Source organism: Streptomyces sp. NPDC058008, from assembly GCF_042886395.1.
Classification (GTDB): domain Bacteria; phylum Actinomycetota; class Actinomycetes; order Streptomycetales; family Streptomycetaceae; genus Streptomyces.
Genome location: NZ_JBHVQX010000004.1, coordinates 26,413 through 51,053 on the forward strand (window position 1 = coordinate 26,413; position 24,641 = coordinate 51,053).

At 71.6% G+C, this 24,641-nt stretch carries 26 protein-coding genes; 14 read left to right on the top strand and 12 right to left on the bottom strand.

The genetic code is table 11. From position 1 onward, the window contains the following. Positions 1 to 18: 18 nt before the first annotated feature. The 3 genes from ACFVS9_RS05105 to ACFVS9_RS05115 are packed head-to-tail and all read left to right on the top strand — an operon-like array spanning position 19 to position 1,974. Positions 19 to 882: an AraC family transcriptional regulator gene (locus ACFVS9_RS05105; RefSeq protein WP_389930125.1), complete on the top strand. Its 864-nt coding sequence runs from the start codon at positions 19 to 21 to the stop codon at positions 880 to 882. Between the two features lie 10 nt (positions 883 to 892). Further along, positions 893 to 1,672 (top strand): AzlC family ABC transporter permease, encoded by a 780-nt coding sequence (locus ACFVS9_RS05110; protein ID WP_389930128.1) that lies wholly within the window; start codon positions 893 to 895, stop codon positions 1,670 to 1,672. Next, positions 1,669 to 1,974: an AzlD domain-containing protein gene (locus ACFVS9_RS05115; protein ID WP_383117216.1), complete on the top strand. Its 306-nt coding sequence runs from the start codon at positions 1,669 to 1,671 to the stop codon at positions 1,972 to 1,974. The genes ACFVS9_RS05110 and ACFVS9_RS05115 overlap by 4 nt, the downstream gene beginning before the upstream one ends. 10 nt (positions 1,975 to 1,984) lie before the next feature. Here the strand turns inward: ACFVS9_RS05115 and ACFVS9_RS05120 are convergent, their stop codons facing one another. After that, positions 1,985 to 2,899: a hypothetical protein gene (locus tag ACFVS9_RS05120; protein WP_383117215.1), complete on the bottom strand. Its 915-nt coding sequence runs from the start codon at positions 2,897 to 2,899 to the stop codon at positions 1,985 to 1,987. Positions 2,900 to 2,978: 79 nt separating this feature from the next. Here ACFVS9_RS05120 and ACFVS9_RS05125 point away from each other — a divergent pair, with 79 nt between their 5' ends. The 4 genes from ACFVS9_RS05125 to recX all read left to right on the top strand — a co-directional run bounded on the left by ACFVS9_RS05125 (position 2,979) and on the right by recX (position 7,006). After that, positions 2,979 to 3,173 (top strand): DUF3046 domain-containing protein, encoded by a 195-nt coding sequence (locus ACFVS9_RS05125; protein WP_383117214.1) that lies wholly within the window; start codon positions 2,979 to 2,981, stop codon positions 3,171 to 3,173. Positions 3,174 to 3,632: 459 nt separating this feature from the next. Then, positions 3,633 to 4,766 (top strand): AI-2E family transporter, encoded by a 1,134-nt coding sequence (locus tag ACFVS9_RS05130; protein ID WP_383117234.1) that lies wholly within the window; start codon positions 3,633 to 3,635, stop codon positions 4,764 to 4,766. 416 nt (positions 4,767 to 5,182) lie between these two features. Beyond that, positions 5,183 to 6,310, top strand: a complete 1,128-nt coding sequence (gene recA, locus ACFVS9_RS05135) for a recombinase RecA (protein ID WP_383117213.1) — start codon at positions 5,183 to 5,185, stop codon at positions 6,308 to 6,310. A gap of 3 nt (positions 6,311 to 6,313) precedes the next feature. Beyond that, positions 6,314 to 7,006, top strand: coding sequence for a recombination regulator RecX (gene recX, locus ACFVS9_RS05140; protein WP_389930133.1), 693 nt, complete (start codon positions 6,314 to 6,316; stop codon positions 7,004 to 7,006). 678 nt (positions 7,007 to 7,684) lie between these two features. On the opposite strand, the gene ACFVS9_RS05145 is transcribed toward recX, so the two are convergent. From ACFVS9_RS05145 to ACFVS9_RS05185, 9 genes are all read right to left on the bottom strand, one after another. Continuing rightward, positions 7,685 to 8,320 (bottom strand): hypothetical protein, encoded by a 636-nt coding sequence (locus tag ACFVS9_RS05145; RefSeq protein WP_389930136.1) that lies wholly within the window; start codon positions 8,318 to 8,320, stop codon positions 7,685 to 7,687. Positions 8,321 to 9,071: 751 nt separating this feature from the next. Then, positions 9,072 to 9,506 carry a rhodanese-like domain-containing protein gene (locus tag ACFVS9_RS05150; RefSeq protein WP_389930444.1) on the bottom strand — a complete coding sequence of 145 codons (435 nt, stop codon included), beginning with the start codon at positions 9,504 to 9,506 and terminating at the stop codon, positions 9,072 to 9,074. Then, the gene (locus ACFVS9_RS05155; protein WP_389930139.1) at positions 9,497 to 10,183 is read right to left on the bottom strand and encodes a cysteine dioxygenase; all 687 of its coding nucleotides are present in this window, start codon (positions 10,181 to 10,183) and stop codon (positions 9,497 to 9,499) included. The genes ACFVS9_RS05150 and ACFVS9_RS05155 overlap by 10 nt, the downstream gene beginning before the upstream one ends. Before the next feature lie 74 nt (positions 10,184 to 10,257). After that, positions 10,258 to 10,344, bottom strand: coding sequence for a putative leader peptide (locus ACFVS9_RS05160; RefSeq protein WP_311605579.1), 87 nt, complete (start codon positions 10,342 to 10,344; stop codon positions 10,258 to 10,260). Positions 10,345 to 10,376: 32 nt separating this feature from the next. Next, positions 10,377 to 12,011: an FAD-dependent monooxygenase gene (locus ACFVS9_RS05165; RefSeq protein WP_383117179.1), complete on the bottom strand. Its 1,635-nt coding sequence runs from the start codon at positions 12,009 to 12,011 to the stop codon at positions 10,377 to 10,379. 360 nt (positions 12,012 to 12,371) lie between these two features. Then, the gene (locus ACFVS9_RS05170; RefSeq protein WP_383117178.1) at positions 12,372 to 13,310 is read right to left on the bottom strand and encodes an amino acid ABC transporter permease; all 939 of its coding nucleotides are present in this window, start codon (positions 13,308 to 13,310) and stop codon (positions 12,372 to 12,374) included. After that, positions 13,307 to 13,954: an amino acid ABC transporter permease gene (locus ACFVS9_RS05175; protein ID WP_383117177.1), complete on the bottom strand. Its 648-nt coding sequence runs from the start codon at positions 13,952 to 13,954 to the stop codon at positions 13,307 to 13,309. The genes ACFVS9_RS05170 and ACFVS9_RS05175 overlap by 4 nt, the downstream gene beginning before the upstream one ends. A 141-nt stretch (positions 13,955 to 14,095) precedes the next feature. Beyond that, positions 14,096 to 15,019: a glutamate ABC transporter substrate-binding protein gene (locus tag ACFVS9_RS05180; protein ID WP_383117176.1), complete on the bottom strand. Its 924-nt coding sequence runs from the start codon at positions 15,017 to 15,019 to the stop codon at positions 14,096 to 14,098. A 32-nt stretch (positions 15,020 to 15,051) separates the two neighbouring features. After that, the gene (locus tag ACFVS9_RS05185) at positions 15,052 to 15,837 is read right to left on the bottom strand and encodes an amino acid ABC transporter ATP-binding protein (protein WP_383117175.1); all 786 of its coding nucleotides are present in this window, start codon (positions 15,835 to 15,837) and stop codon (positions 15,052 to 15,054) included. 359 nt (positions 15,838 to 16,196) lie between these two features. Between ACFVS9_RS05185 and ACFVS9_RS05190 the strand changes: the two genes are divergently transcribed. Together ACFVS9_RS05190 and ACFVS9_RS05195 are read left to right on the top strand one after the other, a co-directional pair. Continuing rightward, positions 16,197 to 16,889, top strand: a complete 693-nt coding sequence (locus ACFVS9_RS05190) for a response regulator transcription factor (RefSeq protein ID WP_383117174.1) — start codon at positions 16,197 to 16,199, stop codon at positions 16,887 to 16,889. Positions 16,890 to 16,903: 14 nt separating this feature from the next. Next, positions 16,904 to 18,298, top strand: a complete 1,395-nt coding sequence (locus tag ACFVS9_RS05195) for an ATP-binding protein (RefSeq protein ID WP_389930145.1) — start codon at positions 16,904 to 16,906, stop codon at positions 18,296 to 18,298. A 16-nt stretch (positions 18,299 to 18,314) separates the two neighbouring features. Here the strand turns inward: ACFVS9_RS05195 and ACFVS9_RS05200 are convergent, their stop codons facing one another. Continuing rightward, positions 18,315 to 19,313 (bottom strand): TAXI family TRAP transporter solute-binding subunit, encoded by a 999-nt coding sequence (locus tag ACFVS9_RS05200; RefSeq protein ID WP_383117172.1) that lies wholly within the window; start codon positions 19,311 to 19,313, stop codon positions 18,315 to 18,317. A 99-nt stretch (positions 19,314 to 19,412) separates the two neighbouring features. Here ACFVS9_RS05200 and miaB point away from each other — a divergent pair, with 99 nt between their 5' ends. Together miaB and ACFVS9_RS05210 are read left to right on the top strand one after the other, a co-directional pair. Next, positions 19,413 to 20,933 (top strand): tRNA (N6-isopentenyl adenosine(37)-C2)-methylthiotransferase MiaB, encoded by a 1,521-nt coding sequence (gene miaB / locus ACFVS9_RS05205; RefSeq protein ID WP_383117171.1) that lies wholly within the window; start codon positions 19,413 to 19,415, stop codon positions 20,931 to 20,933. 14 nt (positions 20,934 to 20,947) lie between these two features. Next, positions 20,948 to 21,667: a class III extradiol dioxygenase subunit B-like domain-containing protein gene (locus tag ACFVS9_RS05210; RefSeq protein ID WP_383117170.1), complete on the top strand. Its 720-nt coding sequence runs from the start codon at positions 20,948 to 20,950 to the stop codon at positions 21,665 to 21,667. Between the two features lie 83 nt (positions 21,668 to 21,750). On the opposite strand, the gene ACFVS9_RS05215 is transcribed toward ACFVS9_RS05210, so the two are convergent. Further along, positions 21,751 to 21,993: an antitoxin gene (locus ACFVS9_RS05215; protein ID WP_383117169.1), complete on the bottom strand. Its 243-nt coding sequence runs from the start codon at positions 21,991 to 21,993 to the stop codon at positions 21,751 to 21,753. A gap of 199 nt (positions 21,994 to 22,192) precedes the next feature. Between ACFVS9_RS05215 and miaA the strand changes: the two genes are divergently transcribed. The 3 genes from miaA (at position 22,193) to dapF (ending at position 24,618) form a co-directional block, all read left to right on the top strand. After that, a complete protein-coding gene (gene miaA / locus ACFVS9_RS05220; protein WP_389930150.1) occupies positions 22,193 to 23,131 on the top strand; it encodes a tRNA (adenosine(37)-N6)-dimethylallyltransferase MiaA in 939 nt (312 codons plus the stop codon). 107 nt (positions 23,132 to 23,238) lie between these two features. Beyond that, positions 23,239 to 23,676, top strand: coding sequence for a hypothetical protein (locus ACFVS9_RS05225; protein WP_383117167.1), 438 nt, complete (start codon positions 23,239 to 23,241; stop codon positions 23,674 to 23,676). A 69-nt stretch (positions 23,677 to 23,745) separates the two neighbouring features. Beyond that, complete coding sequence (dapF, locus tag ACFVS9_RS05230; RefSeq protein WP_383117166.1) at positions 23,746 to 24,618, top strand: diaminopimelate epimerase; 873 nt, start codon at positions 23,746 to 23,748, stop codon at positions 24,616 to 24,618. Positions 24,619 to 24,641: the final 23 nt, after the last annotated feature.

Genomic DNA, 24,641 nt, shown 5'->3' on the forward strand with positions numbered 1-24,641 from the left:
ACCTGCGAGAATGCCGGTATGGCGGAGGCGGACCCGACACGGGAATGGGCGAGGCACTGGCAGTACGCGGAGCTGCCCCACCTCGATCTGCTGCGCGCCAGGTACGTCCGCCACACCTTTCCGCGCCACAGCCACGAGGGCTACGTCTTCGGCACGATCACCAGCGGTGTCGAGGACGTCGGCCTGCCCGGCGGCACCGTGCACGCCGGCCCCGGCACCGTGGTCATGATCAACCCGGAGGTGCCGCACACCGCCCGCGCCGGAGTGCCCGAGGGATGGGTGTACGCCACGCTCTACCCGTCCGCCCAGGTGGTCAACGACATCGCGGCGGACCTGACGAGCCTCCGCGGCACGGTCGGCTTCACCGAGACGGCGGTGCGGGACCCGTTCGCCGCCGGACTGATCTCCCAGGTCCACCGCGCCGCCGAGGAGGGCAACGCCCTGGCCGCCGACAGCCTCCTGCGCGTCCTGGTCGCACGGCTGCTCGACCACCACGGCAGCGTGCCGCCGGCCAACGCGCCGCACTTCGCCGGCGCCCGGGACGCCGCCCGCGCGCGGGCGGCGCTGGAGGAGCGGATGGAGCGGCCGCCCACCCTGGAGGTGCTCGCCGCCGAGCTGGGCACCAGCCCGTTCGCCCTGCTGCGCGCCTTCAAGAAGCGGTACGGGATGCCCCCGCACACCTGGCTCACCGACGCCAGGGTGCGCCGGGCCCGGCGCATGCTCGACGCGGGGACCCCGCCCGCCGCCGCCGCGGTCGCCGTCGGCTTCACCGATCAGCCCCATCTCAACCGTCACTTCACCCGGATCGTGGGCGTGCCCCCGGGCGCCTACCAGCGCGAGCGCGCAAGAACGTACAAGACCGGCGGGGCTCTCCGTCCGTAGCGTTCCGGACGTGGCAGAACAGACAGCACCCCCTCACGGCGGCGGAGCCCCCGACGCGCCGGGCACGGGTACGGAGAAGCGGGACGCCGCCGTCGTCCGGGACGCCCTGGGCGTGGGCGTGGCCGTGGGTCTCTCCGGATTCGCCTTCGGTGTGACCTCGGCGGGCTCCGGACTCACCCTCCTCCAGACCTGCGCGCTGAGCCTCCTCGTCTTCACCGGCGCCTCCCAGTTCGCCCTCGTGGGCGCCCTCGCGGCCGGCGGGAACCCCTACACCGCGGCGGCGGGAGCGTTCTTCCTGGGCATCCGCAACGCCTTCTACGGACTGCGGCTCTCGCAGCTCCTCGCCCTGCCGCGCGCACTGCGCCCCCTCGCCGCCCAATGGGTCATCGACGAGACGACCGCCGTCACCCTGCCCCAGCCCACCAGGCGCGCGGCCCGCATCGGGTTCACCGTCACCGGGCTCACGCTCTACACCCTGTGGAACCTGACCACCCTGGTCGGAGCCCTCGGGGCCGAGGCACTCGGCGACACCGATGCCTGGGGACTGGACGCCGCCGGCCCCGCCGTGTTCCTCGCCCTCCTCGCACCGATGCTGAGGAGCACCACCGAGCGTGTCACTGCGGGGCTCGCCGTCCTGCTGGTGCTGGGCCTCTTCGAGGTCCTTCCGGCAGGCGCACCCGTGCTCGTGTCCGCCCTGGCGGCTCCCGCCGTGCTCGCCCTGAAGGGCCGCCGGAGCGGCGGCACCGACCGGACCGGTACCGGAGGAACGACGCCCGGGGAGGGCCGGTGAACATCTGGATCGCCATCGGGCTCACCGCGGCCGGGTGCTACCTCGCGAAGCTCCTGGGGCTCCTGGTCCCTGCCGGGGCCCTGGAACGTCCCCTCGTGCGGAAGCTCGCGGCGCTCCTGCCCGTGGCGCTGCTCGCGGCTCTCACGGCCCAGCAGACCTTCGGCGACGGCGGGCAGCTGGTGCTGGACGCCAGAGCGGCGGGGCTGGCGGCGGCAGCGCTCGCCCTCGTCCTCCGCGCTCCTTTCCTGGTGGTAGTCGGCGCCGCGGTCGTGGTCACCGCCGCCGGGCGCGCCCTGTTCTGAAGCGGACGGATCAGCGGAGGGCGCGGCCGTACTCGCGAAGGGTCCGCAGCGCCCTGAGCGTCACGATCGGGCGGCCCTCCAGGGCCGTCCCGGGGGCCCACTGGCGCCAGTTGACCGGCCAGCCGCCGTCCTCCCGCTGCTCCGAGGCCAGATGGTCCAGAGAGGTCTCCAGCTCGCCGTCGCTGAACCAGCGGCGGGCGAGCGACCCGGGTGAGCGGGCGTAGTCGTAAGGGAAGTGCTGTTCCCCCGGTGCGTAACCGGGGGGCACCGGGTATTCCGAGCGGCGCCGCGGATCCAGCACCACCAGCCGCTGCTCACGCACCAGCCGGCCCAGCCGGTCGGCGGCCGTCTCGGCGCGGGCACGGTCGGGGACGCCGTCGAGGAAGGCGACGGCAGCCTCGACCTCGTACGGATGGGTCTGTTCGAGGGAGTCGACGGCGGCCCAGCAGAAGTCGGTGGCCCGGAACAGCCAGGCGTGCCACACCTGGTTGCGGTGCAGCAGCCCGACCACCGGTCCGGTCGCCAGCAGTTCGGCGGGAGGGTCGTCGACGACGGGGATGAAGGGGGCGGCCGGGTAGCCGCGCTGGGAGGGAAGGAGTGCGGGCAGCGCCCCCTCCTTGGTCGACACGTCCGTCAGGTAGCGGCAGATCCGCTCCACGCGCAGGCCGCCGCAGCGGCCGATCGAGTCGAGGACACTCAGCGCGTGGGCGGTGTGCAGCGGCTGACTCACAGGACCGCGAAGATCGGGTTCGAGGGCGTGGCCGTAGCCGCCGTCCTCGTTCAGATACGCGGTGAGCGCTGTTTCGACGATGTCCGTGCCTCCGCCCAGGAAGAGATGGGCGAACCGCCGCTGTTCGAGAACGCGTGCGGTGAGCCAGACGAACCGCTCGGCGCGGGCGAGGGGATTTGCTCCGGTTCCAGCCATGGACCGACCGTAGGGGGGAAAATGCCGCAGGCAGAGTCTCCCGGCCCGACTGCACTCTCAGGAGCGGGATACTGAGGGCATGCGGTTGACGATTTTCTGGGAACGGATGGCGGATCACTTCGGCGAGGCGTACGCCGACTCCTTCGCGCGCGATCACGTGATGGCCGAGCTCGGCGGACGTACGGTGCACGAGGCCCTCGCGGCGGGGTGGGAGGCCAAGGACGTCTGGCGCGGGGTCTGCTCGGCGATCGGTGTACCCCTCGACAAGCGCTGAGCGCCGCCGTCCCGCGAGGAGCGGCACGACCGCGTCCCGGACCACCCGCACAGGGAACGGCCGCGTCCACGACCGTCCCCGCACGGCAGGGCTTCGGCCTCCCGCCCCCGAACCTGCGCGTCCGCGGTGCCGGGCCGTTCGCGGTGCGAGGCCGGCGCCATCGGGACGGGACCGGGCGCGACCTCTCTTTCCGGCCATGCGTACACGGGACCGGCCGCCTTCCCCGGCCACCCGCACAGGGCGTGACCGAGTTCCGGGACCATCTGCCTACCGGCGCGACCACGCTTTCCGGCCACCCGCGCCGGGCGCTCCCGGTCCGGGCGGCCGGCTCCCACGGCGGTGAGCGAGACTTGTCCCGTGGCACCGACAGACGAGACCGCCCAGACCCAGCCGCCAGCCTCTCCGCCCGTCCCGCCGGCCGCACCACCGGGCCCGCCGCCCGGCACCGGTGCTGTGCGCATGCCCGGCTGGCTGCCGCGCGCGATGGTCATGGCGCTGACGCTCTACGGGTGCTTCCAGCTGGGCAGCTGGGCGTTCCACCAGCTCATCGGGCTGCTGATCAACATCCTCATCGCCTTCTTCCTCGCGCTGGCCATCGAGCCGGCCGTCAGCCGCATGGCCGGAAGCGGGATACGCCGGGGGCTCGCCACCTTCCTGGTCTTCCTCGCCGTGCTGATCGCCGGGGTCGGATTCGTCTTCCTGCTCAGTTCGATGCTCGCGGGACAGATCGTCGACATGGTCGACGAGTTCCCCAAGTACCTCGACTCGGTGATCAACTGGGTCAACCAGTCCTTCCACACGGAGCTCTCCCGGGTCGAGGTGCAGGACAGCCTGCTGCACTCCGACTGGCTCCAGAGGTACGTGCAGAACAGCGCGACCGGAGTGCTCGATGTCTCCACCACCGTGCTGGGCGGACTGTTCCGGCTGCTGATGATCTTCCTGTTCTCGTTCTACTTCGCCGCCGACGGCCCCCGGCTGCGGCGGGCCCTCTGCTCCGTACTGCCGCCCTCCCGGCAGACCGAGGTCCTGCGCGCGTGGGAGATCGCGGTCGACAAGACCGGCGGCTACATCTACTCCCGCGGGCTGATGGCGCTGGTCTCCGGCGTGGTGCACTACATCCTGCTGGTCTTCCTCGGCGTTCCCTACGCGCCCGCGCTCGCGATCTGGGTCGGCCTCGTCTCGCAGTTCATCCCCACGATCGGTACGTATCTGGCGGGCGCGCTGCCCATGCTGATCGCCTTCACCGTCAACCCCTGGTACGCGGTGTGGGTGCTCGGGTTCGTCGTGGTCTACCAGCAGTTCGAGAACTACGCGCTGCAGCCCAAGCTCACGTCCAAGACCGTGGACATCCACCCCGCCGTCGCCTTCGGTTCGGTGGTCGCGGGCACCGCTCTGCTGGGAGCGGTGGGGGCGCTGATCGCCATTCCTGCCGTCGCGACACTCCAGGCCTTCCTGGGCGCGTACGTGAAGCGTTACGACGTGATGGACGACCCGAGGGTCCAGGGCGGCCGCCGCGGGCGCCGCGGTGAGCCCGTGCTGACGAGGATCGGCCGTGCGGTCCGGGGCGCCGGGCCCGGGGGCGGCGGACGGTGACCGGTGGCCGTGGAGGCCCCTGCTCCCTCCCCGGATGCGGACGGGTGCTCCCTCCGCGTGCGGGACGGACGATCAGGGGCGCCGACCTGCGGCGGCGAGAGACCGTCCATCGGTACGGGCGCGCTGCGGCCAGGGACTTCCCGGCGGGCACGGCCTGTACCTGCAAGACGCCCGCCACCGATCATTGACTTGATCGCTCTTCGTTGTTACCTGCGACTACCCTCGGCGGTGTCGCCTCGGCGCGGTTCGCTTGACACTAAAATCGAACATCCATTCTCATGGGATTCCGGCCGGGTTTTGCCGGGGCCGGCCGTGGAGTTGTCCACAGGCCGGGAGGACGTCGAGGCCCATTGTCAGTGGCAGGGGTTAGCGTCTGTGACGTGAAGCGATCGACTCAAGCAAATCGGGTGGAACCCATGGCAGGAACCGACCGCGAGAAGGCGCTGGACGCCGCACTCGCTCAGATTGAACGGCAATTCGGCAAGGGCGCGGTGATGCGCCTCGGTGAGCGGCCGAACGAGCCGATCGAAGTGATCCCCACCGGCTCCACGGCCCTCGACGTCGCGCTCGGCGTCGGCGGTCTCCCGCGCGGCCGTGTGGTGGAGGTGTACGGACCGGAGTCCTCCGGTAAGACGACGCTGACGCTGCACGCCGTGGCGAACGCGCAGCGGCTCGGCGGCTCGGTGGCGTTCATCGACGCGGAGCACGCGCTGGACCCGGAGTACGCGAAGAAGCTCGGCGTCGACATCGACAGCCTCATCCTCTCGCAGCCTGACAACGGCGAGCAGGCGCTGGAGATCGTGGACATGCTGGTCCGCTCCGGCGCGCTCGACCTGATCGTCATCGACTCCGTCGCGGCCCTCGTGCCCCGCGCGGAGATCGAGGGTGAGATGGGTGACTCGCACGTGGGTCTGCAGGCCCGTCTGATGAGCCAGGCGCTCCGTAAGATCACCAGCGCGCTCAACCAGTCCAAGACCACCGCGATCTTCATCAACCAGCTGCGCGAGAAGATCGGAGTGATGTTCGGCTCGCCGGAGACCACGACCGGTGGCCGGGCGCTGAAGTTCTACGCCTCGGTGCGTCTGGACATCCGCCGTATCGAGACGCTGAAGGACGGCACCGACGCCGTGGGTAACCGCACCCGCGTCAAGGTCGTCAAGAACAAGGTGGCGCCTCCGTTCAAGCAGGCCGAGTTCGACATCCTCTACGGGCAGGGCATCAGCCGTGAGGGCGGTCTGATCGACATGGGCGTGGAGCACGGCTTCGTCCGCAAGGCCGGCGCCTGGTACACGTACGAGGGCGACCAGCTGGGCCAGGGCAAGGAGAACTCCCGCAACTTCCTCAAGGACAACCCCGACCTCGCCAACGAGATCGAGAAGAAGATCCTCGACAAGCTCGGCGTCGGTGTCCGTCCGGAGGATGCCGCCGCGGAGCCCGCCGCCGATGCCACGGGCACTCCGGCCGAGGGCGGGGCGGCGGCCAAGTCGGTGCCGGCTCCCGCGACGAAGTCCAAGCCCGCCAAGACGGCGGCGGCCAAGAGCTGATCCATGACGCGTCGCACGGAGTGGCCGGGCACCGAGGCCGGTGCGGGTCCCGGCCCCGAGTACGCCGCAGAGCCTTCCGGGGGAACCCCGGAGCCCGGCCGGGGGGCCGGGTTCGGCGAGGGGGCGGGCCGTCGTTCCCGCTCCCGCTCCAGAACCAGCGGTTCCCCTTCCTCGTCGAGGGCCGAGAAGGGGGAACCGCGAGACCCGGTCGAGCAGGCGCGCAACATCTGTCTCAGGCTGCTGACCGGGACTCCGCGGACACGTCAGCAGCTGGCTGACGCGCTGCGTAAACGGGAGATCCCCGACGAGGCCGCCGAGGAAGTGCTCTCGCGGTTCGAGGACGTGGGGCTGATCGACGACGCGGCGTTCGCGGACGCCTGGGTCGAGTCCCGGCACCACGGCCGGGGGCTGGCCCGTCGTGCCCTCGTGCGGGAGCTGCGCACCAAGGGGGTGGACCCGGCGGTGATCGACGAGGCGGTCGGGCAGCTCGACCCCGAACAGGAGGAGGAGACCGCCAGAGAGCTCGTCGCGCGAAAGCTCCGCGCCACCCGGGGTCTGGACCGTGACAAACGCCTGCGGCGGCTCGCGGGCATGCTCGCCCGCAAGGGGTACGGGGAGGGGATGGCCCTGCGGGTGGTGCGCCAGGCGATCGAGGCGGAGGGGGAGGACATGGACGGGCTGGACGAGCCCTTCTGACGGCCGGACGGGGGCCGGATCGAGCCGGACGGGGGCGGACCGACCCGGACGGGGCTGGGTTCGGGGTGTGCCGGAGATCGTGTCGGCCGGTAGGAGCGGAACCTGGGGGACGGGCATATGCGAAGGCCCCAGGGCCTGGGGTTTCTGGCGTGTGACGTGCCTCCGACTGGATGGGGGAGAGTCCGGACGACCGGGGGAGACGGGGGCGTAGAGACCTGCGCGACCTGGGTGTGCGGCGGTGGCGGAGGGGGCCACCGCCGCAGACAGGGGTCGTGACGGACAGGAGAGCCGACCTGCCCCGTGGACCTGTCCCGCGGACAGTCGAGGAACGCTTGCTGGTGGGGACGGCATGCGTGCCGCTCGGGTTCCCGGTCCAGCCGGGAACCCGCGCCGAGCGGGTGCGGTGCGCCTGCTGTGAGAAGAGGCGCGTATCTCCTGAGTTGTGTGCCCTCCCGGGGTGTGCGGGTCAGGTCCGGTGTCCCGTCCGCTGCCGGGGTGTGCGGGTCAGGCTTGGTGTTCGTCCGCTGCTGCGCGCCGTGCTCGCGTCGGCCGGCACCGGGCTCGTTCACCTCTGCTGGGGGAGGGGCGGGTGTCCGCCGGGCCCTTCGCGGTCGTCGGTCCGGTCTGGTGTCGCCGTGAGGGATTCCGTGACCGCCGGTTCACTGCCCTGCCGCCGGTTCACTGCCCTGCCAGGGAGGCACGGCGGATCGTGGCGTCGATCAGGGCCAGTGCGTCGTCGGCGGTGCGGCCGGGATGACGGTTCCAGGGGCCGATGAGACCGGTCCAGCCCTGTGCGCGCAGTTCGGTGATGAGCCAGGCGCCGGCGCGGTCCACGGTGTGGAGCGACCCGTAGCCGAGGCGGTGAGCGGTCAGCATCGCTCCGCAGACGCAGCGTGCACCACGGACGTTGCGCAGGCGGTAGGGGGTGTTCTGCCAGCCCCACTCGGTCAGGATCCGCCGCGCGTGGCCCAGGTGCGTGGACGGGCGTACGTCGGGCTGACCGATGCGGCGCCAGGCGTGAAGGCGCTCGGGCAGCACGGCGCCGAGCCGGCCTGGCAGGGGTCGTTCGTGGGGCGGGCGCGGGGGGAGGGCCCGCAGGGAGTCCTCGACGAGCTGGTCCACGGGCACGGACAACAGGCCGCGCCAACCGGCGGGGTGAACGGCCCGTGCCCCACCGTCCGGAACGGCCGCCGGTGCGGGGGGCTCCTGCGCCGTTCGTTCCCAGCCGGTGACGATGCGTTGCCACGCATCCGTGTCATGGAGCCGGGAGGCCTGTGCGTCGAGCTGGTCCGGGGTGAGCTGAGCGGTTTCCATCGACGCGACATCTCCGTACATTCCGGTCCTCAGTGATGAGGTGAATGTCGGTCGCGTGCGGTGATTGCTCCACTGGAGAGGAGCGTTCGGGTGGGGTGGAGGGGCATCTGGCCCTACCCGCAGCCCGGGGCTGGTGCCGGTTCACCGTTTTGCCGCCCAACGGGCGGGCGGCCACCGGGCGGGCGGGAAACGGGTGGCAATCGGTGCGGGAGGCCGGGTGGGAGGCCTGCCCGGGGCTGGAGCATCGGCCGTCGGGCGGAAGTCTGCCCGTGACCAGGAGCGCCGCCCTGGGAGAGCCTGGCCGGCGGTAGGAATCCGGCCCCCGGCAGAAGCGCCGGTCCTCGGGTGGGAAGCCTGCCCGGGCCAGGACGTGGGGCCGGGCAGGAATTCGGCCCCGAAAGGCAACCCGGCCCCCAGACAGAAATCCGGCCTGCCGGGAATCCGGCCCCGCCGGGAATTCCGCCGGGAATCCGGCCCCTGACGGGAGCCTTGGCTCCCGCCAGGACCCCGGCCCTCGGGCAGCAGAACCGGCCCGCCGGGCGGTGCGTGGGCTGGTCACCGGTAGAAGGAGTGGGCTCCCGGGCGGGCGTGGCCCGCCCGGGAGCCGTTGGCTGCGCGAGGGGCAGACGGGCACGGCGCCGTGCAGACTGGCACGGCGCCGTGCGGGGCGGCCGGCGGTGTCGTTCGGCGTGGCCGGGCCGTGGCGTGCGGGGTAGCCGGGCGGTGTCGTGCGGCGTGGCCCTGCCGTCCGTCAGAGGGTGACCGGGAGTCCGGCCGCGCGCCAGGCCTGGAAGCCACCGGTCAGATCCGTGGCCCGGTGCAGCCCGAGCAGGCGCAGGGAGGCAACGGCCAGACTGGAGGCGTAACCCTCGTTGCAGATCACCACGACCCTAAGACTGTGGCTCACCGCCTCCGGGGCGCGGTGGCTGCCCTGCGGATCGAGCCGCCATTCCAGTTCGTTGCGCTCGACGACCAGAGCCCCGGGTATCAGGCCGTCCCTCTCGCGCAGCGCCGCGTAGCGGATGTCGACCAGCAGCGCACCGTCGGCGGCCTCGGCTGCGGCCTCCGCCGGGCCGACCCGCTCGTAACCGGCGCGGACCTGTTCGAGCAGTTCGTCGATGCCCACCGGGTTCCGGCCGTCCTGGTCGCCGCCCCCGCCCGCCGGGGGTCCGCCGCTCACTGCCAGTCCTCCGGACGCTCGGTCTGCTCCAGGCGCAGCACCGCGCCGGTGCGGCTGTAGCGGCGGATCTGCGGCAGCGGCGGGTAGTACGCGTGCACCGACACGGCGTGCTCGTCGCCGGACTCGTTGAGCACTTCGTGGACGTGGTGGCGGCCGAAAGCCCTGCCCTGGCCGGTGGCCAGCGCGCGGGTCCGGTCGAAGCCCTCGCTCAGTTCGAGGGTCTTCCAGCCGTCGGTGGGCAGCCGGGTGGCCAGCGAGTGCTCCCTGAGGGCACCCGCGGCGACGGTGAACGCCCCGGTCGACTCGGCGTGGTCGTGCCAGCCGGTACCGCTGCCGGGCGGCCAGCCGATCAGCCACGCCTCGCTGCCACCGGGCCCTTCGAGACGGAGCCAGGTCCGGCCTTCGGGATCGAGCGGGAGAGAGGCGACGAGTGCGGTATCCCGCGCGGTCCGGCGGACGAAATCGAGCAGTTCAGCGGCGGTCGGCTCTGCGGCGGTCGGCTCCGCGGCGGTCCGGGCCGCACCGGCCGCGGCGGGCCCGGTGCCCCGGGGTGCGGCGCTGTCGGCGGGCGGCACTTCGACGCCGACGCCGTCCGGGGCATCCGTGGAGATGGCTGCCGGGGCCGACGCGTCCGGGACGAGGGTGGAAGCGGGCGTGGGAAAGGAAGGGGTGTTTGCAGACACGAGGACCGTCCTGAGAAGTTCGCGTGGAGGCACCGCCGCGCGCGGAACAGCACAGCGTGCCCGGGAGAGGCGATTCAGCAGGACGGGCGACACACGCAGCCCGCATAGCGGACGAGGTCCATATGGACCCTCCGCCACAGGCGCACATCGGTGTCGGTCATGATCTGGAGTACACCATGTGCGCCTGCGACGGTCAATTGACGTCCGCAGTCCGGTCGGAGCCCGCGGTGGTACGGGCCTCGTCACCGTGCGCCGTGTCCGCGCCGCCTCCACGAGCGGCGTCCGCCGCCGCGAGCAGCTCGGCGGGCCGCACCCCGCCGAAGGCGGCGACGAGATGTCCGTCCGGCCTGACCAGCAGCACCGTGTGGGCCGTCGCCCCCGGGTACTCCTCGGTCACCAGGAGTTCGGCCTTTACGGGGAGTGCGTCGATCGCGTCGACGAGGCGGGGCATGACCCCCGCCGTCAGCCAGTGCCGCCTGTCCCACACCCCGGTGCCCGGTGCGACCAGGATCACCAGGAAACGCCCCAGGCCCAGCCGGTCGCGCAACCGTACGGCCGTTCCGTCGGGCGCGGTGACCCGCACGTCGGTCACCGGCGCACCCGGCGCGGTCCCCACCGGAGTGTGACCGGCGGTGTGTTGGGGAGAAAGAGGGGAGAGCGTGTACGAAGGGGGCGCTCCCAGCGGTCCGCAGCCGAGGTGGCCGTCGGCCAGCAGCGTGTCGTGTCCGCGCGTGGAACCGGGTACGAGCGTGCGGAGACCCGCACCGCCCCGCAGTATCGGCAGGGACTGGTCAGCGGCGCGCAGCCGGGAGGCGACGGCGGCCCGGCGCTCGGCCTGGTAGCTGTCCAGCAGGAGCTCGGAGGCGCTCTGGTGCCAGGCCAGCGCCAGCTTCCAGGCCAGGTTCTCGGCGTCCCGCAGCCCCTCGTCCAGGCCCTGGGTGCCCAGTGCGCCCAGCAGGTGGGCGGCGTCCCCGGCGAGGAAGGCGCGCTTGGACCTCCATCGCCTCGCCAGCCGGTGGTGCAGCGTGTACACACCCGTGTCGAGGAGTTCGTAGGGCGGCGTCTCGCCGCACCAGCCCTCCAGGGTGTCGCGGATCCGGGTGATCAGCGCGTCGGGGGTGACGAGTTCGCCGCGTGGCGGCAGGAGCCAGTCCAGCCGCCACACCCCGTCGGGCAGCGGTCGCGCGGTGACCTCGGCGCCCCCGGTGCGCCAGGGCGGAGCCCGGTGCAGCACGGCCTCGCCCGGCCAGGGAAGTTGGGCGCGCAGTGCCGCGACGGCGTGCCGCTCCACCGCCGTACGGCCCGGGAACCTGATGTCCAGGAGCTTGCGCACGGTGGACCGCGCGCCGTCGCAGCCCACCAGGTAACTCCCGCGCCACCACGTCGATCCGGGCTCCCTGGTGTGCACGGTGATCCCGTGATCGTCCTGCTCCAGGGTGTCGATCCTGCTGAACGGCACCATGGTGACCAGGTCCTGGGCGGCGACCGCGGCCCGCAGCCCGCCGGCGAGGGCGTGCTGGGGCAGATGGACCGGCGAGGGCAGCGGAACGGTGCCCTCCTCCTCGCCCAGCGGTACGGCCCGCACCAGTTGTCTGCGCCGCACCGACCGCCAGCCCGACCACCGCAGTCCCTCCTCGCCGAGTGCCGGGCAGCCCAGCCGTTCCACCAGGTCCGCGGTGTCCTCGCGCAGCACCACGGTGCGTGCGGGACGCGGCTCGTCCTTGCCGGAGCCCTCGTCGAGCAGCACGGAGGGAACACCCTGGGACGCCAGGGCGAGCGACAGCGTCAGCCCGACCGGCCCCGCTCCGACGACGATCACCGGGTCCACGGTGTGAACCCTCCGGCGCTGATCGAGGAGGTCACGGGGGAGGCGGAGGAGGGTGGGGGTGCGGCGGCGGTGGTTCGGGACACGATCACAGAACGAATGCAACCCACTGCCGGTGCCCGCGTCAAGCGACAGTGATACGGGGCTCCCGCGTCGCCGTCCCACGCAACCCATGCAGCTCCCGAGCCTCCGTCCGTCGCAGGACACGGGGGCACCTCCCCCGTGCCGGACCGGAGGGTGCCCTCCGGGAACGCGGACAGCCCGCCGGCGTACCGGCGGGCTGTCCGAGGAGGGTGAAGGACGGAGGAGACGGGGAGGAAGGCCGACGGGCAGCCGTTGCCGGAGGAACGGACGCCCGACGCGTCAGTCCTTCCTGCCGCCCTCCTCGTTCGCGGCGGTGCCCGCACCGGCCGCGGGCTCCTCCTCGGCCGGGGGCCCCGCGAGGCCACCGCCCGGCAGGACGCCCGGCGTCTCGGCGGCGGGGGCGACCGCGATACCGGTCTTGGCCCGCCGGCCGCGCTTCTCGATCCAGGTGGCGAGCGCCGACAGGATCAGACACATCGTCACGTAGATCGTGCCGATGACCGCGATGGTCGAGACGTACGGGTACTGGGCGTTGACCTGCGTGTTGGAGGCGATCAGACGCGCCGTCTGGAGCAGCTCCGGGTACAGGATGATGAAGCCGAGCGAGGTGTCCTTGAGGGTGACCACCAGCTGGCTGATGATCGTCGGCAGCATCGCGCGGACCGCCTGCGGCATCAGCACGCTGAGCATGACCTGGGTCTTGCTCATCCCGAGGGCGTACGCCGCCTCGCTCTGGCCCTTGGGCACGGAGTTGATGCCCGCGCGCAGCACCTCGGCCTGGACACAGCCGTTGTAGACGGACAGTCCGAGCGCCAGGGCCCACATCGAGTAGTCGGTGAGGAAGCCGACCCAGATGGCGTAGATCGTGATCAGCAGCGGGATCGAGCGGAAGAGCTCGATGAAGGTGATCGCGAACCAGCGGATCGGCTTGTGGTCGGAGAGCCGGCCGACGGCGAGCAGGACCCCGAGGATCAGCGAGCCGATCGCCGCCAGACCGAAGGCCTTGAGGGTGGCGAGCACGGCGTCGGCGATGTTCTGCCGGATGCCCGCGTAGTTGAAGATGTCCCACATCTCGGGGGCGAGGTGCCCCTTGTCGGACAGCCGCACCACGCTGACGGCGATCAGGGCCAGGATGGCGAGGCTGCCGACCACGGCGTAGACGCGGTTGCGGACAGCGGCCTTGGGGCCCGGTGCGTCGTAGAGAACGCTGGCACTCATCGGGCGACCTCCATACGGCGCTCGAGCAGCCGGAAGAGACCGCTGATGGCGAACGTGACGACCAGGTAGCCCAGGGCCACCCAGATGAAGATGGGGGTGATCTCGTAACCCCGGTCGCTCATCAGCTTCTGCCAGCCGAAGAGTTCGGCGACGCTGAAGGCGCCGGCGATCGCCGAGTTCTTCGTGAGCGCGATGAAGATGCTGCTCAGCGGCGGGATGACGGACCTGGTGGCCTGCGGCAGGACGACGATGCGCAGGGTCTGGGCGAACGTCATCCCGATGGAGCGCGCGGCCTCGGCCTGCCCCAGGGGAACGGTGTTGATGCCCGAGCGGACCGCCTCGCACACGAAGGAGGAGGTGTAGAAACCGAGGGCCAGCGAGCCGAGCAGGAAGGGGCTCATGCCCGGGAAGAGGATCTCCGGCACCACGAAGAAGAAGATCAGGAACAGGAGGGTGAGCGGCGTGTTGCGCAGCAGGGTCACCCAAGCGGTGCCGAAGTAGCGCAGCGGCGGCACGGGCGAGACCCGGCAGCCGGCTATGGCGACGCCCAGGACCAGAGCGATGACCGAGCTGATCACGGTGATCGACACGGTGCCTATGAAGCCGTCGCGGTATTCCGGGAAGTTGTCGAGCAATACGTTCATGGGGTCTCCGCGTCGGCGGTCAGCGGCATCAGGGCAGGGGAAGGGGCGCCCCGCAGGCCGTCGTGCTCAGGACGGCGGCCTGCGGGACGTCTCACTCACGCGGGGAGGCGTCAGTGTCGGGACGTCAGCGACGCGGCTGCGTCAGTAGCGCTCGATGGCCGGCGGCTCGGTGTACTCCGAACCCGACAGGCCCAGGGTGGCCTCGTAGATCTGCTTGTACGTGCCGTCCTTGACGTGGTCCTCCAGCGACTTGTCGATCGCCTCGCGGAGCACCTTGTCGTCCTTGTTCAGACCGACGCCGTAGGGCTCCTCGGTGAACGGCTTGCCGACGACCTTGAGCTTGCCGGAGTTGGCGGCGGCGTAGCCCTTGAGGATCGAGTCGTCGGTGGTGACGGCGTCGACCTGCTTGGTCAGGAGCTGCTGCACGCAGTCCGAGTACTTGGCGAGCTCGACGACCTGCGCGCCGTACTCGGGCTTCTTGATCTCCTGGAGCGGGGTGGAACCCACGATCGAGCAGACCTTCTTGCCCTTCACCGACTCCTTGCCGGTGATGGAGGAATCGTCCTTGCGCACCAGCAGGTCCGCGCCGGCCTTGTAGTACGGGCCCGCGAAGCCGACCTGCTTCTTGCGCTCGTCGTTGATCGTGTAGGTACCGACGAAGTAGTCGACCTGGCCCTTGGAGATGGCCGTCTCGCGGATGCCCGAGTCGACGGTCTTCCACTCGATCTGCTTGTCCGAGAAGCCGAGGTCGGCCGCGATCATCTTGGCGATCTCGATGTCGAAGCCGGAGCGCTCCTTGGTCGACTGGTCCTCGAAGCCGAGGTACGGCTGGTCGGCCTTGGCGCCGATGACCAGCTTCCCGCGCTTCTTCGCCTCCTTGAAGGTGGGCGAGTCCAGGTCGACACCGGTGGCGACGGTGTACGTCGGCAGCTTGGGGGCCTCCGACGAACCGGGCTTGACGCCCGACGGCTTGTCTCCGGCGGAGCCCTCCTTGCCGCCACAGGCGGTCGCGGTCAGGGCGATCACGGCGATGGCCGCGACAGCGGCCGACTTGCGGAGCTTCATGTGAACAATCCTTGTGTCGTAGGTCGTCGGTGTCAGTGGTGAAGGATCTTCGACAGGAAGTCCTTGGCCCGGTCGCTGCGCGGATTACTGAAGAACTGGTCGGGAGTCGCCTCTTCGACGATCTTCCCGTCCGCCATGAAGACCACACGGTTGGCGGCCGAACGGGCAAAGCCCATCTCGTGGGTGACGACGACCATGGTCATCCCCTCCCGGGCCAGCTGCTGCATGACCTCGAGCACCTCGTTGATCATCTCCGGGTCGAGCGCCGACGTGGGCTCGTCGAAGAGCATGACCTTGGGATCCATGGCCAGCGCACGGGCGATGGCGACGCGCTGCTGCTGGCCGCCGGAGAGCTGCGCCGGATACTTGTCCGCCTGCACGCCGACCCCTACCCGGTCGAGCAGGTTCCGGGCCTTCTCCTCGGCAGCCTTCTTGTCCGTCCCGCGAACCTTGACCTGGCCCAGCATCACGTTCTCGAGCACCGTCTTGTGTGCGAAGAGATTGAACGACTGGAAGACCATGCCGACATCGGCACGCAGCCTGGCGAGCTCCTTGCCCTCCTGCGGCAGCGGCTTGCCGTCGATCGAGATCGCACCCGAGTCGATCGTCTCCAAGCGGTTGATCGTGCGGCACAGCGTGGACTTCCCGGACCCGGAGGGTCCGATGACTACGACGACCTCGCCACGGGCGATGGTCAGATCGATGTCCTGGAGCACATGCAGCGCGCCGAAGTGCTTGTTGACGTTGCTCAGTACGACAAGGTCGTCGCCCGCGGGCGCGGCATCCTCGGCGGCCTTGGTCACTGAAACTCCGCTCATCGGCTTCTTGCTCCGTCCTCCTCGGTTAGGGAAGGACCCTAGTGACGCAGTGCTACCAGCGTCATTACATCTGAGCGGAAATTGAGCATAACGATCCGGCCGCAACCGGACACACCGCGTGAACAGGGCGAGGCGGAGCCCTCGTCGGCGTACCGGGTGGGTAACGGAAACCTGGTGGTAACGGGCAGGGGCTTGACTGGGCCGCCTGTCATCGGCGTGGATGCCTGGGTACGGGGATGACGTGAATCGCGCCTGTACGGGAAGGTGCACCCGACCGAACAGCGGTGGACCGTCACGTACGGTTCCGGGCCGTCACGGAAGACCACGGGAAAAGAAGAGAAGAGGCGGAGAGGGGGGTCATGAGACTGCTGCTCGTCGAGGACGACAACCACGTCGCCGCCGCCCTGTCCGCCGTACTCGCGCGGCACGGTTTCCAGGTCGTGCACGCCCGGAGCGGCGAGGAGGCCCTCCGGGCGCTGCTGCCGGCCGACAAGGAGCCCTTCGGGGTCGTTCTCCTGGATCTCGGGCTGCCCGACCAGGACGGCTACGAGGTGTGCGGGAAGATCCGCAAGCGCTCGGCGATCCCCGTGATCATGGTGACCGCGAGGTCCGACGTCCGCTCCAGGATCCACGGCCTCAACCTCGGCGCCGACGACTACGTGGTGAAGCCGTACGACACCGGTGAACTGCTGGCCCGGATCCACGCCGTCGCCCGGCGCAGGACGGCCGGGGAGGACACCGGCCCGACACCGCTCGCCGCCCTGCGGATCGGTTCGGTCCACATCGAGCTGCCCACCCGCAGGGTCAGCGTCGCCGGCCAGGAGGTCCAGCTCACCCGCAAGGAGTTCGACCTGCTCGCGCTGCTGGCCCAGCGTCCCGGTGTGGTCTTCCGCCGGGAGCAGATCATCAGCGAGGTGTGGCGGACGAGCTGGGAGGGAACGGGCCGCACCCTGGAGGTGCACGTCGCGTCCCTGCGCTCCAAGCTGCGGCTGCCCGCACTGGTCGAGACCGTACGGGGCGTCGGCTACCGGCTCGTCCCGCCGCCTGCCTGAGGACCTGACGCTCCGTGCGCACCCGCCTGCTCCCCCTGCTCATCGTCCTGATGGCCGCCGTGCTGCTCGCCCTGGGCTTCCCGCTCGCCGTGCGCGTGGCCGCCGCCGAACAGCAGCGGGTGGTCATCGACCGGATCGACGACACGGCCCGGTTCGGCGCGCTCGCCCAGTTCGTCGACGAACCCCTCCGGGGCACCGAGGAGCGGCAGCGGATCCTGCAGACCGAACTCGAGGCCTACAACTCGGTGTACGGGATCAGGGCAGGAGTCTTCTACCGCGACGACAGAGCCCTCGCGAAGGCCCCCGACTCCTGGGCCCTGCCCGCGGAGGGGGAGGGCCGGGAGGCCTTCAGGGAAGCCCTCCTCGGCCGCCGCTCCCACGACCCGTCCCAGGTGTGGCCCTGGCAGGACGGCCGGATCGTCGTCGCCTCCCCGGTGGTGCGCGACGGCGACGTGATCGCCGTCGTGGTGACGGAGTCGCCCACCGGGGACATGCGGTCCCGGACCCTGCGCGGCTGGCTGCTCATCGCGCTCGGCGAGGGCGCGGCCATGCTGGTGGCGGTCGGCGCCGCGTTCCGCCTCACCGGCTGGGTGCTCCTGCCCGTACGCGTCCTGGACGCCGCCACGCACGACATAGCGAGCGGACGGATGAGGTCGCGGGTCGCCGCGTCCGGAGGCCCCCCGGAACTCCGGCGGCTGGCCCGCTCGTTCAACGAGATGGCCGACAACGTCGAGGACGTGCTGGAGCAGCAGCGCGCCTTCGTCGCCGACGCCTCGCACCAGTTGCGCAACCCGCTGGCCGCCCTGCTGCTGCGCATCGAGCTCCTCGCCCTCGAACTCCCCGAGGGCAACGAGGAGATCGCCTCGGTCCGCACCGAGGGCAAGCGCCTCGCCCAGGTCCTCGACGACCTGCTGGACCTGGCGCTGGCCGAGCACACGGCGGCCGACCTCCAGCTCACCGACATCGCCGCGCTCACCGGCGAACGGGTCGCCTCATGGCGTCCGCTGGCCGAGGAGAAGGGCGTACGGCTGACCCTGGACGGGGCGCCCGCGGTGACCGGCTGGGCGGATCCGATCGCCCTCTCCAGCGCCCTGGACGCCGTCATCGACAACGCGCTGAAGTTCACCCCCCGGGGCGAGGAGGTCCTGGTCACGGCGGGATCCGACGGCGCGGGGGCCACGGTCGTCGTCGCCGACCGCGGGCCTGGTCTGACCGAGCAGGAACTGGAGCGCGTCGGAGACCGCTTCTGGCGCAGCGGCCGGCACCAGAACATCAAGGGATCCGGCCTCGGGCTCTCCATCTCGCGGGCCCTGCTCGCGGCGGGCGGCGGCTCGATCCGCTACGACCCGCACGAGCCCCACGGCCTGCGGGTGACGGTCACCGTGCCGCGCAACCCCCCGCAGCCGTGAGCCCCGCACCGGTCCCTCAGGGCTTGGCCGAGCGGTAGTAGCGCCTGGCGCCCTCGTGCAGCGGCAGCGGATCGGTGTAGATCGCCGTCCGCAGGTCGACCAGCTGCGCCGAGTGCACCTCGCGGCCGATGCGGTCCCGGCTGTCGATCACGGTCCTGGTGAACGCCTCGGTCATCAGCGGATCCGTGCGGTCCGTCGTGATCAGCAGGTTGGAGACGGCCACCGTCGGCACCGTCTGGCCCTGCTGGGCGTGCTGGTAGGCGTCGGCGGGCATCACGGCGGAGCGGTAGTAGCGCGTGGACCCGCCGACCGCCTGGAGCTCGTCTATCAGCGGCTCCTCCAGCGGTACCAGCCGGATCGAGAACTTCTCCGAGAGGTCCTCCACCGCTCCGGTCGGCAGTCCGCCCGACCAGAAGAACGCGTCCAGCCGGCCGTCCGCCAGCCTCGCCGGCATGGTGTCGATCCCCGCCTGCACGGGAGTGACGTCCGTGGCCGGATCGATGCCGGCGGCCTTCATCAGCCGGTCGGCCACCAGGAGGACGCCGGACCCCTTCTGCCCCACCCCGACCCGCTTGCCCCGCAGGTCGGCGACCTTACGGATCCCGGAGTCGCGGGGCACGATCAGCTGGATGTAGTCGTCGTACAGCCGGACGCAGCCCCGCAGCCGTTCGGCGCCCGGCTTCCCGCTCTGCAGGTACGTCGCGACGGCGTCCGCCGTGGCGATGGTGAAGTCGGCCTTCCCGGTCGCGACCCGTTCGATGTTCTGCTGGGAGCCCTCGCTGGTCCGCAGGCGTATCGAGACCTCGGGCATGTCCTTGGCCAGCGCGCCCTCCAGCCGCTGCCCGTAGCGCTCGTAGACCCCGCTCCGCACACCGGTGGAGAACGTGAGCGATCCGCTGGGCCGGCCGCTCCCGAGCGGGAGCACCCACCACAGCAGCAGCCCGAGCACGACCGCGGCGGAGGCACCCCCCAGGAGGATGCGGCGCCGGCCGAACCGGGACAGTGCGTGCAGCATGGCGCGATCCTGCCAGGCCGTGCCCCGTCCTGGCCAGGCCGGGCGGGGGCCGCGGGCTCCGGCGGCGGGAGGGGTGCCGCCACCGCCTACCCTTGTCCCATGACCAGCGGCAACCGGAGCGAAGCAGTGGACGTCCAGAAGAGCTACGAGGTACGCACCTACGGGTGCCAGATGAACGTCCACGACTCCGAGCGCTTGTCGGGGCTGCTGGAGGGCGCCGGATACGTGCGCGCCCCCGAGGGGTCCGACGGCGACGCCGATGTCGTCGTCTTCAACACCTGCGCGGTGCGTGAGAACGCCGACAACAAGCTCTACGGCAACCTCGGCCGCCTCGCCCCCATGAAGACGAAGCGCCCCGGGATGCAGATCGCCGTCGGCGGCTGTCTGGCCCAGAAGGACCGCGACACCATCGTGCGGCGCGCCCCGTGGGTGGACGTCGTCTTCGGGACGCACAACATCGGCAAGCTGCCGGTGCTCCTGGAGCGCGCCCGCGTCCAGGAGGAGGCGCAGGTCGAGATCGCCGAGTCCCTGGAGGCGTTCCCCTCCACACTGCCCACCCGCCGCGAGTCGGCGTACGCCGCGTGGGTGTCGATCTCCGTGGGCTGCAACAACACCTGCACGTTCTGCATCGTCCCGGCCCTGCGCGGCAAGGAGAAGGACCGCCGCACCGGCGACATCCTGGCCGAGATCGAGGCGCTCGTCGCCGAGGGCGTCAGCGAGATCACGCTGCTCGGCCAGAACGTGAACGCCTACGGATCCGACATCGGGGACCGCGAGGCGTTCTCCAAGCTGCTGAGGGCCTGCGGCACGATCGAGGGGCTGGAGCGCGTCCGGTTCACCTCGCCCCACCCGCGTGACTTCACCGACGACGTGATCGCCGCCATGGCCGAGACGCCGAACGTGATGCCCCAGCTGCACATGCCGATGCAGTCGGGCTCGGACACGGTCCTCAAGGCCATGCGCCGCTCCTACCGCCAGGAGCGCTTCCTCGGGATCATCGAGAAGGTGCGGGCCGCCATGCCGGACGCCGCCATCTCCACCGACATCATCGTCGGCTTCCCCGGGGAGACCGAGGAGGACTTCGAGCAGACCATGCACGCCGTGCGCCGGGCCCGCTTCGCCAACGCCTTCACCTTCCAGTACTCCAAGCGCCCCGGGACGCCCGCCGCCGACATGGAGGGGCAGGTACCCAAGGAGGTCGTCCAGGAGCGCTACATGCGTCTGTCCGTCCTCCAGGAGGAGATCTCCTGGGACGAGAACAAGAAGCAGGTCGGCCGCACCCTTGAGGTCATGGTCGCGGAGGGCGAGGGCCGCAAGGACGGCGCCACGCACCGGCTCTCCGGCCGCGCCCCCGACAACCGGCTGGTCCACTTCACCAAGCCGTCCCAGGACGTGCGCCCCGGGGACGTGGTCACGGTCGAGATCACCTACGCCGCCCCGCACCACCTGCTCGCCGAGGGCGCGCCCCTGGGCGTCCGGCGCACCCGGTCGGGAGACGCCTGGGAGAAGCGCACCGCCACCCCGCCCGCCCGCCCGGCCGGCGTCATGCTGGGGCTGCCCGGCATCGGCGCGCCCGCCCCGCTTCCGGCGGCCGCCACCCCGGGATGCGGCTGCGACTGAGTACGCTGACCGGCATGCTTGCCGCCGCCGCCGTCTGCCCCTGCCCGCCCCTCCTGGTCCCCGAGGTGGCCGCGGGGGCGGGACCCGAGCTCGACGCCGCGAGGAACGCGTGCCTCGACGCCCTGGGCGTGCTGGCCGCCGCGCGGCCGGACCTGCTGATCGTGGCCGGGCCCGACGGGCGGGAGGGGCTGAGGGCGTTCCCACCCGGTTCGGCGGGTTCCTTCGACGGATTCGGCGTCGGCCTGACCGTGCGGCTGGGTGAGGCCCCCGCCGGGACCCCCGCACCGGGCAGCCCGCTCCCGGCCTCCCTCGCCGTGGGTGCCTGGCTGCTGGGCCGGGCCCGGTGGGACGCCGCCCCGGCCGAAGGGCTCGGCGTGGGGGAGGAGCTCGCCGCCGACCGCTGCCTGCGGGCCGGGGCCGGTCTGGCGGCCAGGGCGGACCGCGTCGCACTGCTGGTCATGGGCGACGGCAGCGCCTGCCGCACGGTCAAGGCGCCCGGCTACCTGGACGAGCGGGCGGCCGCCTTCGACGCCGGGGCCACCCGGGCGCTGGGCCGCGCGGACCTCGCCGCGCTGAGCGCCCTGGACGCCTCCCTCGCGCACGAACTGAAGGCTGCGGGCCGGGCTCCCTGGCAGGTGCTCGCCGGCGCGGCCCGGGGCGCCGGCCTCGGCGGTCAGCTGCTGTACGAGGACGCCCCGTACGGCGTGGGGTACACCGTCGCCGCCTGGTCGTGAACCGCTCCGGGCCCTCCACCCGGCACGGCTGAGGGCCGCGGAGCGACTGCGCTCCACGGCCCTCGGCCCCACCGGGACCCGCGTCAGGACGCGGGCGGGGGAGGGGTACCGCCCTCGTTCTTGTTGCCGAGGCGGTCGACCGCGTCCTTGGCCTTCTGCGTGCCGGACACGATCTTGTCGCTGTACTTGCCCTTGGTCTTCTCGTCGACCGTGCGGGCGGCCTTGTCGAGGCCCTGGTCGATCTTGTCCCCGTGCTGCTGCGCGAGGTCGCCGACCTTTTCCTTGGCCGGGGCCAGCTTGGCCTTCAGGTTGTCCAGGAAACCCATGGGGTCACCTTCCGTGCTGGGGGACTGTAGTCACATTTTAGCCGTCCGTGAGCGCGCACGCGCAGCTCGACGTGCCCGCGCGCACCGGGCGGGGAAGGCGTCACCCGGGGGCGGAGCGGCGGGCCGGACGGCGGAAGGACCGGAAGATCACCCCTCGTCCCGGGTCGGGACGTGTCCCGAAGTTTGGGAGACTGTCCGGGTGAGAACACCAGCTCCCACCCCCCGCGTCATCACGGTCGTCGGTCCCACCGCGGCCGGCAAGTCCGATCTGGGTGTCTTCCTCGCCCAGCGGCTCGGTGGCGAGGTGGTCAACGCCGACTCGATGCAGCTCTACCGGGGCATGGACATCGGCACCGCGAAGCTGACCCTCCCCGAGCGTGACGGTGTTCCCCATCACCTGCTGGACATCTGGGACGTCACCGAGGCCGCGAGCGTCGCCGAGTACCAGCGGCTCGCCCGTGCCGAGATCGACCGGCTGCTGTCCAAGGGGCGTACCCCGGTCCTGGTGGGCGGTTCCGGTCTGTACGTGAAGGGCGCGATCGACGCCCTCGAATTCCCCGGAACGGACCCCGGCGTGCGCGCCCGGCTCGAACAGGAGCTGACGGAGCACGGTTCCGGCGTCCTGCACGCCCGGCTCGCGGCGGCGGACCCCGAGGCCGCCCGCGCCATCCTGGCCAGCAACGGGCGCCGCATCGTCCGTGCCCTGGAGGTCATCGAGATCACGGGCAAGCCCTTCACCGCCAATCTCCCGGGTGACGAGGCGGTCTACGACGCCCTCCAGATCGGTGTGGACGTGGAACGCCCCGAACTCGACGAGCGCATCCGCACGCGCGTGGACCGGATGTGGGAGGCCGGCCTCGTGGAGGAGGTGCGCGAGCTGGGGACCAGGGGACTGCGGGAGGGGCGCACCGCCTCGCGCGCCCTCGGCTACCAGCAGGTGCTGGCGGCGCTCGCGGGGGAGTGCAGCGAGGAGGAGGCGCGCGCGGAGACCGTGCGCGCCACCAAACGCTTCGCGCGCCGTCAGGACTCCTGGTTCCGGCGCGACCCGCGCGTCCGGTGGCTGAGCGGTGCCGAGGAACAGCGCGGGGAACTCCCTGACCGGGCGCTGGCGTTGGTCGAACGAGCGGTCACAGCCTGATCACGTGATGGCATCGGGACGCTCTGCCCGTCATTCCGGCGGCCGGGGCCGTGCCATCATCGAGCATCGATCGACCAGTGGAGTCCGAGTTGGGAGGGCGCGTGGCGATGGAGGCCGGCCCTCGCGACACAGACCGAGACGCACCGGATGCGCAGCACGTGGCGGGACGTCTGAGCCCTGACGGGCCCGACGACCTCGATGTCGTCCCCGAGGTCGAGGTCGAGCTCCGCCCGGCCCGGCGGATGCGTGTCTGGCAGCTCGCGCCGATCGTGGTGCTGGCGGCGGTCGGTTCCCTGATGTTCGCCTTCCCGCTCGCCTTCGAGTTCGGCGGCGGCGGTGCCGTGGTGGCGATGCTGGGACTGCTGATCAGCTGCTGTGCGGCGGGCTGGGGCATGATGGCCGCCCGCCGGGTGGGCCACACCTGGCCCGGCCTGCCGGCCAGGGGATCCGACGAGCGCCCCGACTGGCGGGTGATCACGCTGTACGTCGCCGTCTCCGTGGCGCTCGTCGCCCTCGCCGTCTGGCGCGTCGCCCGCCTCCGCTGAGAAGCCCCGCCGCGCACCGTACGGCCCCGGCTCCGCGAGCTTCCGGTGGCGCCTCGTACAGTGGATCGCGTGAGCACTCCGCAGATCGCCTTCCTCAAGGGCCACGGCACCGAGAACGACTTCGTGATCGTTCCCGACCCGGACAACGCCCTCGGCCTGCCGGCTTCCGCCGTCGCCCGGCTCTGCGACCGGCGGGCGGGCATCGGCGGTGACGGCCTGCTGCACGTCGTACGGTCCGCGGCGCACCCCGACGCCGAAGGGATGGCGGACCAGGCCGAGTGGTTCATGGACTACCGCAACGCCGACGGGTCGGTCGCGGAGATGTGCGGCAACGGGGTGCGTGTCTTCGCGCGCTACCTGCTGCGCGCCGGGTTCGCAGCCGTGGGCGACCTGGCCGTCGCGACCCGCGGCGGGGTCAAGCGGGTGCACATCGCCAAGGACGGCGACATCACGGTCTCCATGGGGCGGGCGGCGCTGCCCGACGCCGGTGTCACGGTCACGGTGGACGGGCGCAGCTGGGACGCCCGGAACGTGAACATGGGCAATCCGCACGCCGTCGCGTTCGTCGAGGACCTGGACCACGCCGGGGACCTGCTCTCCGTACCGCCGTTCGGCCCGCGGTCCGTCTACCCCGACGGGGTCAACATCGAGTTCGTCGCGGACCGCGGCCCGCGCCACGTCGCCATGCGCGTCCACGAGCGCGGCTCCGGTGAGACCCGCTCCTGCGGCACGGGTGCCTGCGCCGTGGCCGTCGCCGCCGCACGCCGGGACGGCGTGGACCCGGCACGGACCGGAGTCCCCGTCACGTACACCGTGGACCTCCCCGGAGGCACCCTCGTCATCACCGAACACCCCGACGGCGGGATCGACATGACGGGTCCCGCGGTGATCGTCGCCGAGGGCGTCATCGATCCCTCCTGGGTCGAAACGATGATCGGGTAGAGCTTCGCTCGAATGGGTGATCC